Consider the following 17,101-nt stretch of genomic DNA (forward strand, 5'->3'; position numbering starts at 1 on the left):
AAGTTTATACATTTTAGATAAAACCAATTGATTAAAATTCATTTTTTTACTAAATATGCAAAGAGCAACTGAACGGGAAAGTAATCGATAAGTAAAAATCATAAGAAAAATGTTTGTTTAATTAATAATTAAATTTTTTGCGCTCTATGTGCTTACTTTATTTATTAATTAACAAAACATTAAACATAAACAAAAAGTGGGGTTAAATATGGCATATCAAAACATCTCAGCTGAATTAAAGGATAATGAGAAGCAGGAAATTTTGGATTTAATACATCAGATTGAATCCAAATTACCATTTCTCATTAACCTAACATCAGATGAAAGGCATAGTTTGCCTAAGATGGGGGATAAGACTGTTGCTTTTGTTGATAAAGCAATAGAATTAGCCCAGCAAAATCCTGCTCTTGTACCTCCCTATGTTAATTTAGATGAACTTGCACGAGATTTTGAATTAGCAAATAAATTAAGAGATATAGTGAATGCAATTACTGTTCTATATGAAAAAATTTCCGATACTTACTTAGCAGTTGGAAGCGAAGCCTATGTAGCCGCACTTGCCTTTTACAATAGTGCTAAAGCGGCAGCAAAACTTAATGTTCCAGGAACTGATGTAATTGTTAATGAATTAGGTAAAAGATTTGTAAAGAAGACAAATTCACAAGAAAAACCTCAAAGTCAACAATAAACTTATTTGATATAAACTTTTATACCTGCCAGTTATTTACTGGCAGGTTATTTTTTTTAAAGAGATTTATATTTGCATAACATTCTTTAATGGTGATATATTAAGAAAGCATTTAAACTTATTATTGAAATTAGTTCTTTAAAGTAGGTGCCAAAATGATAAAACTTTTAGATGAATTAAAAAATGTTCTTTGCCAGAGAGAAGATTTAATAATTGATAACTCAATTGCAAAAAACAAAATAATTGAGTTAGCTCTTAAAGATGACAGTGATTTAATAAAATTATTACTGACAAATGATTTAATAAAAAATCATTTCTTCTTAGATGTTGATGGGGTTTTAATATTCTTAAAAGATAAATTCATTAAGTTTATATCTACAAAAGCATTCCTGCCTGATTCTTATACAGCTTTTAAAAATAAGATTGGTTTAATAGATGAGAAGGGGGAATTTATAAGCGAAAAGAAGGAGGTAGTTTTATCCTGGCCTTATAAGGATTGTGTTTTAGAAGGTGGAATGACAAAAGAAGATCAAAAGAGAGATGAAATTTTCTGGAACGAAATTTTAGCCCCAGATGAAATCAGCCGTTTGCTTGACCCGAAGGTCTTTACAAACGCAAAGAGAATTAATGAAAAAGGTGAGCACAAATTTGATGGATTTAAAACTGATGAAAAAGGAGATATTAAAGATAACTTGATTATTAAAGGCAACAATCTTTTAGTCCTTCATTCCCTTAAAAAGCGCTTTGCTGGAAAAGTAAAATTGATTTACATTGATCCACCATTCAATACAGGGAATGACAGTTTTAACTATAATGATAGATTCAACCATTCTTCTTGGTTAACATTTATGAAAAATAGACTTGAGATAGCCAGGAATATGCTATCAACGGATGGTAACATTTTTATTCATATTGACATTAATGAATCACACTATCTTAAAACGTTGTGTGATGAGATTTTTGATCGTAATAATTTTGTTGAAGAGATAATATGGTCATATGGCTCACCCTCGGGTGGCCGAGCAGCAGGCGCTAAACCGGTAAATATTCATAATTATATACTCCATTACGCAAAAAATTACAAAAATAGAAAGCAGAATAAGGTATTTACTCCTTATTCAGAAAAGTATATTGAGGATTGGTTTAAATTTACCGATAAAGACGGTCGGCGTTATCAACGTCGCATGCGAGGAAGAGATGAAAAGGGAAATATAATTTGGGAAAAACAGTATCTTGATGAAAGCAAAGGAGTACCGCTTACAACTGTATGGGATGATATAAAACAAGTTTATGCTGATCCACGTGCATACAAAGAAAACCAAGCTAAGTATACTGAACTGATACGTGAATTTTCTGGTCAAAAACCAGAAGCTCTGATAAAAAGAATTTTAGATATGGCATCAGACGAAGGTGATTTGGTTTTAGATTTTTTTGCCGGTACCGGAACTACAGGAGCAGTGGCTCACAAAACCAAAAGACAGTTTATTTTAGTAGAGCAAATGGATGAACAAGTAGATATTTTAATAAAGCGATTAAAGAAAACTATTGCCGGCGATCAGGCCGGAATTTCAAGAGAGGTTAATTGGCAGGGCGGAGGTGATTTCGTCTATTTAGAACTAATGAAATGGAATGAAAACTTTGCTGATGAAATTAAAAAAGCAAAAACGAAAGAAGAGTTAAAAAAATTATGGGAGATAATGAAAGAAAAAGCATTCTTGAGTTATAAAGTTGATATAAAAGCAATAGACGAACACGCAAAAGATTTTGATGATTTATCCATTGAAGACCAAAAGAGATTTTTGTATGAATGTTTAGATAAAAATCACTGGTATGTAAACTATACTGAAATTGATGATGAAACTTATCAAGTGTCGGAAGAGGATAAAAAGTTAAATAGGGAGTTTTATGGGGGATAATATGGGTAACGAATTACATTTACCCTGGAATAACGATACACTTGAGCAGTTGCTTCTTAAAATTATTAAAATAGGTGAAACAACTAAGGTTGATTTTAAAAAAACATTAAATCTTGAAACTTATGATCAAAAAGCAGAATTATTGAAAGATATTTCTGCTTTAGCAAATACATATGACGAAAATTACTTTGATTATGGGTTTATTATTTTGGGGGTAGAACAAAATCAATTTATCGGTGTAAATTTTCAACAAAAAGTTGATAATTTACAGTCTCAAATTGATGATCTTATAAAAACTTATATTGCGCCCTTTATAAAGACACATGTTTTAACATTTACTAATGATAATAAAATATTGGGAGTAATTGTAGTTCCACCGACAAGGAATGCACCACATGTTTTTATTAGAGACATTGGTAATAAACATCGTGGTGATATTTATGTTCGCAGAGGAACTATAACAGAAAAAGCTTTACCAGAGGATTTCGCTCTATTCTTTAGACATCATCTTGAAGAATATACCTACACAATGCGACAGGAAATAAAAGATATTCAGTTAAATATTGAGAAAATAAAAAAAGATTTATTTGATATAAAAAGTAGTAGAATTTCAGGGACGGTTGAAGAAAATACTGATAAAGCCGATGAGTCATTAGAAAGAAAAAGTAAACCGCACAGACAAAAATCTACTTCCTTAATACAAGAAATTGAAAAAACTTTTGCTTCCGAAGAAGATCCTATAAAATATGGCTTAATAAAAGAGGCAAAAAAAATACAGTCTTTTCTTGAGACTAATTTTATCCCATGGGATCTTCAGGTTCCGTCAAAAGAGGGAGGCAAGAAACTTTTTTCTACTATTGAAAAAGAAGCAGAAACATACTGGATTGCGTTATCAAAAATTCTTATAAGAGATGATAAAGGTAAATACGATGAGGCGATAATTCAATCATTAGGCTATCTTGCTCGTTATTATGAACCGCCATCTGGTATAACATTTACCCATTTAGGACAAAACATTCGTTATTATCCCTTAGTTGTAAGTTTATACATCATTTTTATTATTGGTGCATTTAAAAAGAAATTATCACTATTAAAAGCAATATCTAATATTGAATTAATGAGTCGGTCAGTTTATAGTGAACCTCTTTCTATTGCTTATTCTCTGTTTTTTATACGTATTGCTGGGGATATATTTCAAACACAACACGAAAATTATCCTAACTCTCGGTGGTGCGAACCAGTAGCTAGTTATATAAAAATCTTAATTGATCAAAAAGTTTATATTGATGATTACATCTGGGATAAAGATGCAAATTTTTATATTGGCGAGTTTCTCTTAAGTCTTTTACCTTTAGATATAATAGACCAAAATACCAGCAAACAAATTAATCGTATGCCTTCATCTGGCCTTTATATTTATACCAGTTCTGCTATACCTTCTATTCGTCGATTTTTGAGGAATGAACGTAGTTGGATCGAAAAAATTTTTAATCGTCCATTTGGTGATATTCTAAAAGATTTTGATGAAACGGCAATAAAAAATACAAATATATTATGTACTGCTGCCGGGTTCGTTTCAGGTGCTTTTAAGAGTGCTTTCCCAGAAATGAGAGAATTAAAGAACTAAAAATAATCAAATGATGATATATAATATTTTAATTCAATTAAAAAATTTTTTTATCTAGATTATTTTGGACTAAGCTAAAGATGCGTTTTTAAGCTATATTTAAAGCGACTTTAACGAGATGTTAAATGTTATATTTACAAAATGTTAAATGTTTTATGATATATATGTAAAAAAAATCTATAAAATAAAGGATTTTTTTAACAAGGTGTTAAATCTTATAAATTATGCATGCAAATTTTAGACATATTGATTTACGTTTAATAGATCCGCCTTTTGGTTCCAATCTTAATACTTTAATCTTAGAACTGGATTATTTACGCAGAAAACCTTTAGGTGGGACAACTCATCCAGGTATTTTTTCCCAATTAAAAGAAATTTTTCATACTCTGGAAAGTATTGGTTCTGCGCGCATTGAGGGAAACAGAACAACCATTGCCGAGTATGTGGAAAGAAAAATAGAAGGCAGGAAGACTAAGGAAGAAAAATTTTTAGAGATTGAAAATAATGAAAATGCCCTCGATTTTATTGAGAAGAACATTGAGAATAGTGAAATAAATCGTTTATTTCTTAGTGAACTTCATAAAATAATTACTCAAAATCTAACTCCTCCTCCGCAGGGAGAAGGGAGTAGAAATCCGGGTGATTACAGAAAGAATAATGTAACTATTGCTCACTCTTCTCATCTGCCACCAGATGCGTCAACAGTACCAGCTTATATGGATGAACTTTTTGATTTTATTAACAGACAGGATCCTCCTCAATATGATCTATTGAAGGTTGCGCTTGCTCACCATCGTTTTGCCTGGATACATCCCTTTGATAATGGTAATGGACGCGTTGTCCGCTTATTAACTTATGCAATGTTAATTAAATACGGATTTAAGGTAAATATAGGCGGGAGAATTATTAACCCCACAGCAGTCTTTTGCAGTGATAGAGAAAAATATTATCATTTTTTATCTATAGCTGATCAAGGGGATGATAAAAGTCTTCTAAACTGGTGCGAGTATGTATTAAGCGGCTTGAAAAAAGAGATTAATAAAATTGACAGACTTTTAGATTATAACTATTTAAATCAAAAAATTTTATTGCCTGCATTGGATTTTGCATTGGAAAGAAAATATATCACAGAAAATGAGTATAAAGTTTTATTAGTCGCAGCAAAAAAACAAGTAATACAGGCTGGAGATTTAAAATCCCTTTTTCCGAATAAATTACCAGCTGAAATTTCAAGAATTATTAGAAGATTAAGAGAAAAAAGAATGCTTCAACCTGAAAACAGAAATACCAGAAAATATATATTGAAATTTGAAAATAATTTTTTGTTACGTGGAATAATAGAAATGTTAGACAAAGAAAATTTCTTACCAATTCCTATTAATGAATAACTATGCTTTACGAAACTTTTAATTCATTAAAAGAAGCGCATGGACAGGATTATTTTACATCACGGGTTGGTGATGAGATAGTTCAGAATCTCAATCCAAGGTTTGAGTTGCGTGAGTATCAGAAAGAAGCCATTGGCAGGTTTGATTTTTATATAACTGAATATCGGCAAAGGAGATTGCCTTCTCATCTTCTATTTCATATGGCTACAGGTTCTGGTAAAACTCTTATTATGGCTGCAAATATTTTGCAACTTTATAAGAGGGGATATCGAAATTTTATATTTTTTGTTAATAGTGTAAATATCATTGAGAAAACACGGGATAATTTCTTAAATCCTTTATCAGAAAAGTATCTTTTTGCTCCCAAAATCAAGTTTGGTGAAAAAGAAGTTCTTATAAAAGAGGTTCAAAATTTTGAGGGTGTTAATTCAGATAACATAAATATAATTTTTACTACAATTCAGGGATTGCATACCAGGCTAAATCAACCAAGAGAGAATGTTTTAACCGAAGAAGATTTTGAAGGAAAAGATATTGTCTTAATTTCAGATGAAGCACATCATTTGCAAACATTAACCAGAAACAATAAAAATGAAAAGGAAATTGAAAAAAGCTGGGAATACACAGTTTTAAAAAGAATATTTGAAAAAAATCGAAAAAATATCTTATTAGAGTTTACTGCTACTGTTGATTTAAATAACCCTGATATCAGAAATAAATATCAGGATAAGCTTATATTTCAATACGATTTAAAACAATTCAGACTGGACAAGTATTCAAAAGAGATAGAAGTTCTTCAAGCATCTTTAGAGCCAATTGATAGGGCTTTACAGGCAGTTATTTTGAGTCAGTATCGCAGAAAAATTGCTGAAAAGCATAAGATACTCTTGAAACCTGTTATTCTTTTTAAATCAAAGAGTATTAAAGAATCAAAAGAGAATTATGAAAAATTCTTAACTAAGATTAAAAATCTTTCCTTAAAAGATATTGAAAAGATAAAATCAAGGTCATCTGGAACTGATCTGGGAAAGGCGTTTGAATATTTTGATAAAGAAAAAATAACACTTGATAATTTAATTAATGAATTAAAGATAGATTTCTCTGAAGAAAAGATTATGCTTTTGGATTCTGAGAATATTGATGAAGAGAAACAATTAAAACTTAATTCCCTTGAAAATCCAAACAATGAAATAAGAGCTATTTTTGCGGTCAATATGCTTAACGAAGGCTGGGATGTATTGAATTTATTCGATATTGTCAGATTGTATGATACACGGGACGGCAAAACTTTAAGAGATGGTACATATATTCCAGGCTCGACGACAATGAGCGAAGCACAATTAATAGGAAGAGGGGCAAGGTATTTCCCATTTGTTATACAAAATAATGATGATATGTATCGAAGAAAATTTGATGATGATCTTGATAATGAATTGAGAATAATTGAAACTTTACATTATCATTGTAAACATAATCCAAAATACATTTTTGAAATAAAGCAGACACTCACACAAATTGGAATTTTGCCTGAAAAGACATTTCAATATGACTTATTTGTTAAACCAGAAATAAAAAATAAAAATATTTGGAAAAGGGGATATATTTTTCAAAACGAAAGGCAAAAGAGGGATCGATCTGAAATTTTTAGTTTAAATGATATTCATATTAAAAATGAATATTATTACGAATTCCCCACTGGTCAAATTGAAGAAAGTTTTTTGTTCGATGAACAAAATGTTATTAAATCAAAAACTAATGTAACCGAAATTTATCTTAATTTTCTTGATCTTGGTATAAATTTAATAAGAGCAGGAATGGATTATCTTGAATTTTATCGTTTCAATAATCTTAAAAGATATTTCCCAAATATTAATTCGATTAATGATTTTATTTTAGATAATAACTATCTGTCAGGAATAAAGGTTAAGATTAAAGGTCCAGATTTTAGAATTAATGAATTAACACAAAAAGATAAACTAAATATAGTTTTGTATGTTTTGACAAGTATTTCGGAAAAACTCATTACAACTGATTCAGAGTATAGAGGAACGAAAGAATTTAAACCATACGAAATAAGTAAAGTCTTCTTTGATAGAAAAGTAAAGTATGATGTTTCAAATGCAGGTGGAATTAATCTTATTAGTTTCAATTATGATTGGTTTGCACAGACAAGTTTTTATGGTACATCCGAAGAAAGAAATTTTCTTGAATTTATATCAAGATTTATAAAAGAGTTAAAAAAGAAATATAAAGAAGTATTTTTATTTAGAAATGAAAGGTATGTTAAGATATATAATTTTGATGATGGATCAGCTTTTGAACCCGATTTTATTTTATTTCTCGTAGAGAAACAAAAATCCTCCAGAGGTTCAAAGAAGCGATATAAGTCAACAAAGAATGAGCGAATAATTAGTTACCAAATTTTTATTGAACCAAAAGGAGATCTATTTTTAGATGCAAATGGTACATTTGAACATTCGAAAGAAGGTTGGAAGGAAAAATTCCTATTAAGACTTGAAAATGAAGCTGAAATATTTTTAGAATTTCAAAATTCAGAATACAAACTTTTAGGCTTACCTTTTTATAATCAACAACTTGAAGAAAGATTTCGGGAATTTTTTGAACAAAAATTATTGAGTCGATAACCCATTAAAAACGATATTTTTTATCTTTAATAGTAAATTTCTATCTCTTTCAATTAACTTTATCTCTTTTTCACTCAAAATTGTCTCTTTTAACCTCATTGATGACTCTTTTCCAATAAACGATGGCTCTTTTTCACTTAACGATGCTTCTTTTTCACTCAACGATGGCTCTTTTTCAGTCAACGATGGCTCTTTTTCAGTCAACGATGGGTCTTTTAGAACCAACGATGGGTCTTTTTCATTCAAAATTGGCTCTTTTTTACTCAACGATGGGTCTTTTAGAACCAACGATAGGTCTTTTTCATTCAAAATTGGCTCTTTTTTACTCAACGATGGGTCTTTTAGAACCAACGATGGGTCTTTTTCATTCAAAATTGGCTCTTTTTCACTCAACGATGGGTCTTTAAGAACCGACGATGGGTCTTTTTCACTCAAAATTGGCTCTTTTTCACTCAACGATGGGTCTTTAAGAACCAACGATGGGTCTTTTTCATTCAAAATTGGCTCTTTTAGACCCAACGATGGCTCTTTTTCACTAAAAACCGTTAATTTTTTGTTCAAAAAAAGCTTTTTTCAGCGAGTTTTTTGGGTTTCCAGAATAAATAATTGTGCTTTAATCTTAAATTATGAAACAAAAGAGTTAATAAATTCCTACTAATTATCCAATAATTAATTTCATATCATTTTTTTTTGATTATTTTTTCCTCAATTTTTAATTCCAGAATGTTTAATATTTCTACATAACCTACTTGAATTTTTCAACACCCCTAAACATTGAAAAATCAAACAATTATAATTTTTTTAGCTTAGTATGTGATTAAAATTTCAACATTCCTTTATACAAATACAATTTTAGGTTTTCCCTTTTGTCTCTATATCTATTTGTAATTTAAGGAGTTACGCTCATAATTCATCTCAGCGTTTTTCTGGCATTGCGTTTGACCTTATATAATAGAAATAGTTGAATTAGAAACTAAAAAATTGAGAGGTTAAAAATGGTTGCATTATTTGTCTTATTAACTTTCGTTCTTATCATTTCAATAAACTTAATTGTCACGAAAGTTCGTGAAAAACGAATTTCGGTCTTTGAGGAAACTCAACCAGAGCCGGTCACTGGAACCGTATTTTCAAAAGAATCCATCTATGTCCCTCAGGGATTATATTATTCCAGAGGACACACCTGGCTCAATTTTTCTGAAGATGGTAAAATTAAACTCGGTATAGATGATTTTATCAACAAAGTATTAAAGCCAGGTAAAATATCTCCACTTAAAGCCGACGGCGATAAAATTTCGAAAGGCGAGCCGATCTTTGAAGTCTTTGCCAATGGAAGGAAAGTGAAAATTTATTCTCCTGTTGACGGCATTATTACTTCGCTAAATAAATCAATCCTCGAAAATACTCAGCTGCTTAGAGAAAATCCTTATCGAGAGAATTGGTTAATTGAAATTGAACCAGCTGATGTAAAGGAAATTCTGCCATCATTTAAGATTGGTAGAGAAGTTGTCAACTGGATGAAAGAGGAAGTAAACCGTTTCAAAGATTTGCTTGCCCATCTATCACCTAAACCATCGCTCGTCGGTGCAACACTTTATGATGGTGGAAATATCGTTGAAGGTGTTCTTAGAATGCTTGATGACAGCAGTCTTTCAAAATTCGAAGAAGAATTTCTGAAATTATCCTGAAAAACCTGAGGTAGAAAGATGAAAAGAAAAGCATTTCTGATTGATATAACCGAATGTGTCGGCTGCGGGGCTTGTTATGAAGCCTGCAAAGAACAAAACAATCTTCCTCAAACTTCTGATGACCCTTTAAGGGATTCGCTCTCTGATAAAACATATACAATTGTTGAACAGCGAGGCGATTTCTTCGTGAGAAGAATGTGTCAGCATTGTGAAGATCCAACCTGCGTTTCTGTTTGTCCTGTTGGTGCATTTACAAAGACTGAAGTTGGTGCAGTTCTTTACGATGAATCTAAATGTCTTGGATGCCGCTATTGTATGCAAGCCTGTCCATTCCAGATTCCGAGATATGAATGGGGCAGCGTGAAACCGAGAGTGCAAAAATGCATTATGTGTTATGACCGAGTTAAGAATGGAGAACTGCCAGCCTGTGCGGAAGCCTGTCCAACTGGTGCAACCTTATTCGGTGATAGAGATGAGATGATTGAGATTGCAAAACAGAGACTCGCTGAAAATCCGGAAAAGTATTATCAGCATATTTATGGGCTTGAAGAAGTCGGCGGCACATCGGTTTTATATATTTCACCAGTACCATTCGAAGAACTCGGTTTCAATACAAAGTTATTGAAGACAGCTCTTCCAAATTTCACTCACGAAGCTTTAGCGAAGATTCCAACACTGGTAACAGTCGGCGGTGTATTATTGACAGGTTTCTATTGGTTAACTAATCGAAAGAATGAAATTGCACGAGAAAAATTTGAGGAAAAGAAAAAACAAAACTTACGAGGTGAGGAATGAATCCAGCAATTGAAAGACTTCTCAAACCAACATTCTGGAAAGTTGTTGGAACTGTAATTTTTGTTCTTGGACTATATACGATCTATTTGAGATTTACAGGCGGACTTGCAGCAGTAACTAATTTAAATGATCATTTCCCCTGGGGATTGTGGATTGGTTTTGATATTCTTTGTGGAGTTGGAATGGCTGCCGGTGGTTTTACGCTTTGTGCAATTGTCTACATCTTTAATATCAAAAAATTTAAACCAATCATTCGTCCAACTATATTAACTGCTTTTCTCGGATATTTACTTGTAATATTAGCTCTTCTGATAGATCTTGGAAGACCCTGGGCAATATGGCATGCAATAATTATGTGGAACCCAAGATCGGTTATGTTTGAAGTTGCCTGGTGTGTGATGCTTTATACTACTGTTCTTTTTCTTGAATTCAGTCCTGTTATACTTGAAAGATTTAAAGTTGAAAAGCTATTAAAAATAATTCGAGGAATAACAATCCCGCTTGTAATTCTGGGAATTTTACTTTCCACTCTTCATCAATCTTCACTTGGAGCTTTGTATTTAATTGTTCCGAGTAAAATGCATCCATTATGGTATTCAACAAATCTTCCATGGTTTTTCTATTTGAGTGCGATAGGTGTTGGCTGTGCGATGATAATTTTTGAATCATATCTCAGCGCCAAAGCATTTAAGAAAAATCTTGAATTTGATCTGGTCTCCGATGTTGGAAGATGGATTGTGGTTGTAATGAGTGCATATTTAACATGGAGATTTATGGATTTACTTTTGAATGATAAACTTAATCTTTTGTTTGTAAATTCTATTGAAACATATCTCTTCTGGCTTGAGATAATTATTGGTGCAATTATTCCAATAATTTTGCTTGCTCAACCAAGAATAAGATTAAATCGTGTGGGACTATTCGTATCTGCGTGTTTTGTAATTGGTGGATTTTTACTGAATAGATTGAATGTGAGTGTGACATCTCTTCAAGCATCATCGGGAGTTTCTTATTTCCCATCGGTGTATGAAATTATAATAACATTATTCCTTGTAACCTTAGGAGTAACTATCTTTAATCTTGCAGTCCAATATCTGCCTGTTTATGAAAAAACAAAAGAAACAATTCCAATTGAATTCGAAGTTATTTCTGACGATGAACTAAAGACAGAACCAGCAACAAAATGAGTTTAAAAATGATTTCTCAAAAATGTATCTGGATGGAATGTGGTTATGTCGAGTACAAACTATGCGATAGGAATTTTGACTGCGAGAACTGTCCATTTGATAAATCAATTAAGGCTGAAAGAGGAAACCGCTTTATCTCAGATTCAATAAAAAACAAAAGGGATATCAGCGAAATAAAAATTACACCAAATCATTTATGGTTTTATAAGAATGGCAATGTTTTCACTTTCGGGCTTGATAACTTTGCTCAGAAATTTTTTAATTCTGGCTGTTCGATTCACTTGCCTTTACTAAATTCAAGACTTTTTTCTGGTAAGACTATTCTATGGATTATTGGATCATTTGGTGCAATTGGGTTTCACTCACCGGTCAATGGTTCAGTTTTATGGATTAATGAATCGATTAAAGATAATCCATCTTTGTTTTTTGAAGCTGATCCTTTTTCAATTGAACTTATAAAGGTTGAAAGCGATGACGATAAAATTGAAGGCAAAATTTATGATTTTAATGATTACAAAGATTTAGTTTATCAGGATAATCTTCTGGCTCGTGAATTCTTATTAAAAAGATTTACAATTTCTGGTGATGGAATTTCTACGCTTCCTGATGGTGGCGATTTAAAAATGGATTACTTAAAAACATTGTCCAATCAGGATTTTATTCAACTTTTAAAACTATTATTCAACAAAAAAATATAGGGAGAAACTGTTATGAAAAAACTTCTGATATTAGCACTCTCAATAATTATATGTTCTTCTTACAATCTCTTTGCTCAGAATAAATATGTTGGTGTAAAAACCTGTATGGCCTGTCATAAAGGCGAGAAGGGAAAGATGGTTTACGAGAACTGGTTGAAGACAAAACATGCTCAAGCTTACAAAACACTCGAAACACAAAAATCAAAAGACATTGCAAAGAAGATGAACTTAAAATCTGATCCAACTGAAGCACCAGAATGTTTAAAATGTCATGCAACAGGTTATTTCCCTGGTGAACAGACAATGTCTACAAATAAAAAAGAAGATGGCGTAACCTGTGAAGCCTGTCACGGACCAGGCTCTGCTTACAAGAACAAACACGGAAAAGAAAAAACTGAAGAAGGTAAAAAACTCGGTTTAGTAATAGGTACTGACGACGAAAAGATTTGTAAAAAATGTCATAACCCTGAAAGTCCAACCTTCGCTGGATTTAATTACAAAAAAGACTGGGAAAAAGTTAAACACTAAAAATTTTTTGAATGTAAGCTTAGTTTCAAATTAGTTGATTAATTTCTTTAAAATATTATGGTTTTCTCGATACAGTTCTTTAGAGATTTAATTTTAATTAGAAGTTTATCCGAGAGGTTTTTTATTTAAGGGTTAGGTGACTGTATCGAGAGAACCTTTAATTAAAATTCCCGCAGATAAAAAGTTGAATTTAAGTTCAGTAATAAAAGTAGAAAAAAAATAAATTCAGAATAGAATTAATAAATCAGACTGAATAAATCCTATCTCCGATAAAATAGTTATTAATTGTTAATTGTAACTTCTTCCCATTCTCTTTAAGTTTACAGTGAGGAGAGGAAAATGTGATGGAAGAAAAAAATAATTTCGAACAGGTGAATTCATCTCAGGGCAAGTCAGAAAATTCAAGGAAAACTTGTTTCTGCAAGACCTTAGCTTTTAAGTTATTTATAAGCCTTATCTTTTTATTCATTATAATCTTTTTTATTACAACTGTAATTCTCATCGATCAAAACAAAAAGCAGATTTTTGAAATAGTAGAGAAAAATATCATACGAACTGGTGATATTATAAAACGCTCGACAAGATACTCAATGCTTTTAAACCGAAGAGAAGATGTGTATCAAATAATCAAAACAATAGGGAATGAAGAGGAAGTCGCTGGAATAAAAATCTACAATAAACTCGGAATTGTCTCTTTTGCACACATTGATACTTTGATTAATCGAAAAGTTGATATGAATTCAGAAGAATGCTCGCCCTGTCATTCTATCAATAATCCCAAACTTTACATTACAACCGATGAAAGAATAAGAATATTTCAAAACGAAAAAGGCGAAAGAATCATTGGATTAATTATTCCTATCGAAAATGAACCTGATTGCTGGAATAGTTCCTGTCACGCCCACAATGAACAGCAAAGAATTCTTGGTGTGATCGATGTTCAAATGTCCCTGAACTCAGTTGATAAAATCATTCAAAAAAATAAAAGCAGCCTTATCTTTTATTCTATTTTAATTACAATGATTGTTTCCATTTTTAGTGGAATTTTTATCTGGTTAATGGTTCATTTAAGAGTTAAAAATTTAATAAGAGGCACAAAAGAACTTGCTAAAGGTAATTACAACTTCCGAATAAATTTAAAATCGAATGATGAGCTTGGTGAATTGTCAAAAGATTTCAACTATATGGCTGAAAATTTAAAGAAAGCTCTCGAAGAGATTAAAGCTTTGAATGAAAATCTTAATATCAAAGTAAAAGAGAAAACTCATCAGCTCAAAGAAATTTATAATCATGTTAATCAAATTGAAAGAATTGCATCGCTCGGAAAACTTTCCGCCACGGTTGCTCACGAACTAAATAACCCGCTCGAAGGAATTTTAACTTATTCGAAACTGATTATAAAAAAACTAAACAACAATGTAACGGACGAAGAAAAGAAAAAAATTATTCAGTATTTAGAATTAATTGCAGCTGAATCAGAAAGATGCGGGAATATTGTTAAAAACCTGCTTCTCTTTTCGAGATCAGGTGAAACTAAAGTCGCTCAAAATGATCTGATTAACATTATTGAAAGAGGTTTAATGCTTATAAATCATCACCTCCAGCTTAATAACATTCATCTGATAAAAGACTTTTGCTGCAATTATCTTGAATTCGAATGTGATAAAAATCAAATACAGCAAGCAATCCTGGCAATTTTAATTAATGCTATTGAAGCAATGCCGGAGGGTGGAACATTAACAGTAAAAGTTACTTGTGATGGAAGCTTGGTATTCATTCAAATTACTGATACAGGAGTTGGAATCCCCAAAGAAAATCTAGATAAAATTTTTGAACCATTTTTTTCGACAAAACCGGGTGGAAAAGGAACTGGTCTCGGATTATCAGTTGTCTATGGTATTGTTAAACAACACAACGGAAAAATTGAAATTCAAAGTGAGGTTAATAAAGGCACTACAGTTACTCTCATTTTTCCTAAAAAAGCAGTTGCAGAAATGGGATGAGGTAAAATTATGAATAATTCAGATGTAAAAATTTTAATTGTTGATGATGAACAAATTGTCAGAGAATCTCTCACTCACTGGTTTGAAGAAGATGGTTATCAGGTAAGCTCTGCTGCCGATGCGTTCGATGTGTTGAAAGATCTTCATCCAGGCAAGTATGATATTATGCTGGTCGATATTAAGATGCCAAAGATGAGTGGATTGGAACTGCTTGAAAAAGTTAAAGAAATTGATCCCGATTGCATTGTAATAATTATCACTGCCTATGCTTCAGTACCTTCTGCAGTTCAAGCTTTGAAGAATGGCGCTTTTGATTATGTAACCAAACCAATTGATCCAGATGAACTATCGCACCTGATAAAAAATGCAATCAAACAAAAAAAGTTGAAAGAGGAGAATGTTGCACTTAAAGCAAGCATTGATGAAATGTTCAGTTTTGAAGGATTGATTGGTGAAAGTCCCGAGATGAAAAAAGTTTTCGAATTGATAAAAATTGTTGCACCACAGGATACAACTGTTATGATTCGAGGAGAAAGCGGAACAGGGAAAGAATTAATTGCTCGTGCAATTCATATGAATTCACCAAGGAGGTATTATCCCATAATTCCGGTTAATTGCGGTGCATTTACAGAGACACTTCTTGAAAGCGAACTTTTTGGACACGAGAAGGGAGCTTTTACAGGTGCTCAATACCGCAGAAAAGGTAAAATTGAAATGGCAAACGGTGGGACACTTTTTCTGGATGAAGTCGGAAGTGTCTCTCAAAAAATGCAGGTAGAATTACTTCGTGTACTTGAAACAAAACAATTCACTCGTGTTGGTGGAACTGAGATTGTAAAAGTAGATTTCCGATTAATCTCTGCAACAAACGAAAATCTTGAAAGACTTGTTGAAGAAGGAAAATTTAGAGAGGATTTGTATTACCGTTTGAATGTTTTTACAATTTATGTCCCGCCGCTCAGGGAGAGAAGAAGTGATATACCTGTCCTTGCAAATTATTTTGTTCAGAAATTTGCCCGACAGATGAATAAACCAATCTTGAAAATTTCAGATGAAGCGATGGAAATACTTTTGAATCATTCCTGGCCTGGAAATGTTCGTGAACTTGAAAACGCAATTGAAAGAGCAATGGTAGTTGGAAAACCACCTGAAATAAAACCTTCCGATTTGCCTTTCCACTTAGAAAAAGTTAATTCGTTTGAGAGTGATTCCCTTGAAGAGGTAGAGAAAAAACACATCCAGAGAGTGCTGAGTAAATATGACTGGAATATCTCAAAAGCGGCTCAAGCATTAAACATTGATCGAGTAACCCTGTACAATAAAATCAAAAAGTATGGCTTACAGAAAAATTAATTTATGGATCAAGCCGCTCTAATTTTATTAAATTTTAATGCTGTCTCACTTTACGATAAAATTACAAATAACCTTAAACAACATTTCAACTTAAATTCAAGAACAATTATCCCGGATATTGATTTAAGAAAATTTTATTCAGAAGAACGTGATCAATATTATTCGACAAAGTTAATTGAGTATGCACTCTTAAATTATTCAGAATTTAAGAAGATTTTAATGATTACCGACTTCGACCTTTATGTTCCAGTCTTGACATTTGTTTTTGGTGAGGCTCAATTAAATGGAAAAGCGGCTATTGTATCAGCACACAGACTCTATCCTGAATTCTATGGTTTACCACCTAATGATGAGCTGTTTATATCAAGATTGATAAAAGAAATAAATCACGAACTTGGGCATACCTATGGTTTGCGTCACTGCTTCAATTTCGAATGCGTAATGCATTCTTCGTCAAATGTTGATGAAATCGATATAAAGTCTGAAAACTTTTGTAATAAATGTTTGGAAAAACTTAATCTCTTTTGAGTGGATCATCCCGAAGCTTTGCGTTCTTTGTATCTTCGCGTTTTAATTCATTTTCAACAT

At 31.9% G+C, this 17,101-nt stretch carries 14 protein-coding genes; 13 read left to right on the forward strand and 1 reads right to left on the reverse strand.

Features of this window, described 5'->3' with window-relative positions; all coding sequences use genetic code 11:
- The first annotated feature begins 208 nt into the window (after nt 1–208).
- The 5 genes from HPY57_08380 (at nt 209) to HPY57_08400 (ending at nt 8,264) form a co-directional block, all read left to right on the forward strand.
- Nucleotides 209–688, forward strand: coding sequence for a hypothetical protein (locus HPY57_08380; protein NPV11790.1), 480 nt, complete (start codon nt 209–211; stop codon nt 686–688).
- Nucleotides 689–843: 155 nt separating this feature from the next.
- Complete coding sequence (locus tag HPY57_08385; protein ID NPV11791.1) at nt 844–2,604, forward strand: site-specific DNA-methyltransferase; 1,761 nt, start codon at nt 844–846, stop codon at nt 2,602–2,604.
- Nucleotide 2,605: 1 nt separating this feature from the next.
- Nucleotides 2,606–4,231, forward strand: a complete 1,626-nt coding sequence (locus HPY57_08390; protein NPV11792.1) for an ATP-binding protein — start codon at nt 2,606–2,608, stop codon at nt 4,229–4,231.
- A gap of 224 nt (nt 4,232–4,455) precedes the next feature.
- A complete protein-coding gene (locus HPY57_08395) occupies nt 4,456–5,619 on the forward strand; it encodes a Fic family protein (GenBank protein NPV11793.1) in 1,164 nt (387 codons plus the stop codon).
- Nucleotides 5,620–5,621: 2 nt separating this feature from the next.
- The gene (locus HPY57_08400) at nt 5,622–8,264 is read left to right on the forward strand and encodes a DEAD/DEAH box helicase family protein (protein NPV11794.1); all 2,643 of its coding nucleotides are present in this window, start codon (nt 5,622–5,624) and stop codon (nt 8,262–8,264) included.
- On the opposite strand, the gene HPY57_08405 is transcribed toward HPY57_08400, so the two are convergent.
- Nucleotides 8,250–8,825 (reverse strand): hypothetical protein, encoded by a 576-nt coding sequence (locus tag HPY57_08405; GenBank protein ID NPV11795.1) that lies wholly within the window; start codon nt 8,823–8,825, stop codon nt 8,250–8,252. The two genes, HPY57_08400 and HPY57_08405, sit on opposite strands and share 15 nt — an antisense overlap.
- Nucleotides 8,826–9,259: 434 nt before the next feature.
- Between HPY57_08405 and HPY57_08410 the strand changes: the two genes are divergently transcribed.
- The 8 genes from HPY57_08410 (at nt 9,260) to HPY57_08445 (ending at nt 17,041) form a co-directional block, all read left to right on the forward strand.
- Nucleotides 9,260–9,949 (forward strand): glycine cleavage system protein H, encoded by a 690-nt coding sequence (locus HPY57_08410; GenBank protein NPV11796.1) that lies wholly within the window; start codon nt 9,260–9,262, stop codon nt 9,947–9,949.
- A gap of 18 nt (nt 9,950–9,967) precedes the next feature.
- The gene (locus HPY57_08415) at nt 9,968–10,744 is read left to right on the forward strand and encodes a 4Fe-4S dicluster domain-containing protein (protein ID NPV11797.1); all 777 of its coding nucleotides are present in this window, start codon (nt 9,968–9,970) and stop codon (nt 10,742–10,744) included.
- Between the two features lie 8 nt (nt 10,745–10,752).
- Nucleotides 10,753–11,931: a Ni/Fe-hydrogenase cytochrome b subunit gene (gene hybB, locus HPY57_08420; protein ID NPV11798.1), complete on the forward strand. Its 1,179-nt coding sequence runs from the start codon at nt 10,753–10,755 to the stop codon at nt 11,929–11,931.
- 8 nt (nt 11,932–11,939) lie between these two features.
- Nucleotides 11,940–12,629, forward strand: coding sequence for a hypothetical protein (locus HPY57_08425; protein ID NPV11799.1), 690 nt, complete (start codon nt 11,940–11,942; stop codon nt 12,627–12,629).
- Nucleotides 12,630–12,641: 12 nt separating this feature from the next.
- The gene (locus HPY57_08430) at nt 12,642–13,157 is read left to right on the forward strand and encodes a cytochrome C554 (GenBank protein NPV11800.1); all 516 of its coding nucleotides are present in this window, start codon (nt 12,642–12,644) and stop codon (nt 13,155–13,157) included.
- Between the two features lie 341 nt (nt 13,158–13,498).
- Nucleotides 13,499–15,160 carry a HAMP domain-containing protein gene (locus HPY57_08435; GenBank protein ID NPV11801.1) on the forward strand — a complete coding sequence of 554 codons (1,662 nt, stop codon included), beginning with the start codon at nt 13,499–13,501 and terminating at the stop codon, nt 15,158–15,160.
- A 9-nt stretch (nt 15,161–15,169) separates the two neighbouring features.
- Nucleotides 15,170–16,513 (forward strand): sigma-54-dependent Fis family transcriptional regulator, encoded by a 1,344-nt coding sequence (locus HPY57_08440; GenBank protein NPV11802.1) that lies wholly within the window; start codon nt 15,170–15,172, stop codon nt 16,511–16,513.
- Nucleotides 16,514–16,516: 3 nt separating this feature from the next.
- Nucleotides 16,517–17,041: an archaemetzincin family Zn-dependent metalloprotease gene (locus HPY57_08445; GenBank protein NPV11803.1), complete on the forward strand. Its 525-nt coding sequence runs from the start codon at nt 16,517–16,519 to the stop codon at nt 17,039–17,041.
- Nucleotides 17,042–17,101: the final 60 nt, after the last annotated feature.

This window comes from Ignavibacteria bacterium, assembly GCA_013177855.1.
Classification (GTDB): Bacteria; Bacteroidota; Ignavibacteria; order Ch128b; family Ch128b; genus Ch128b.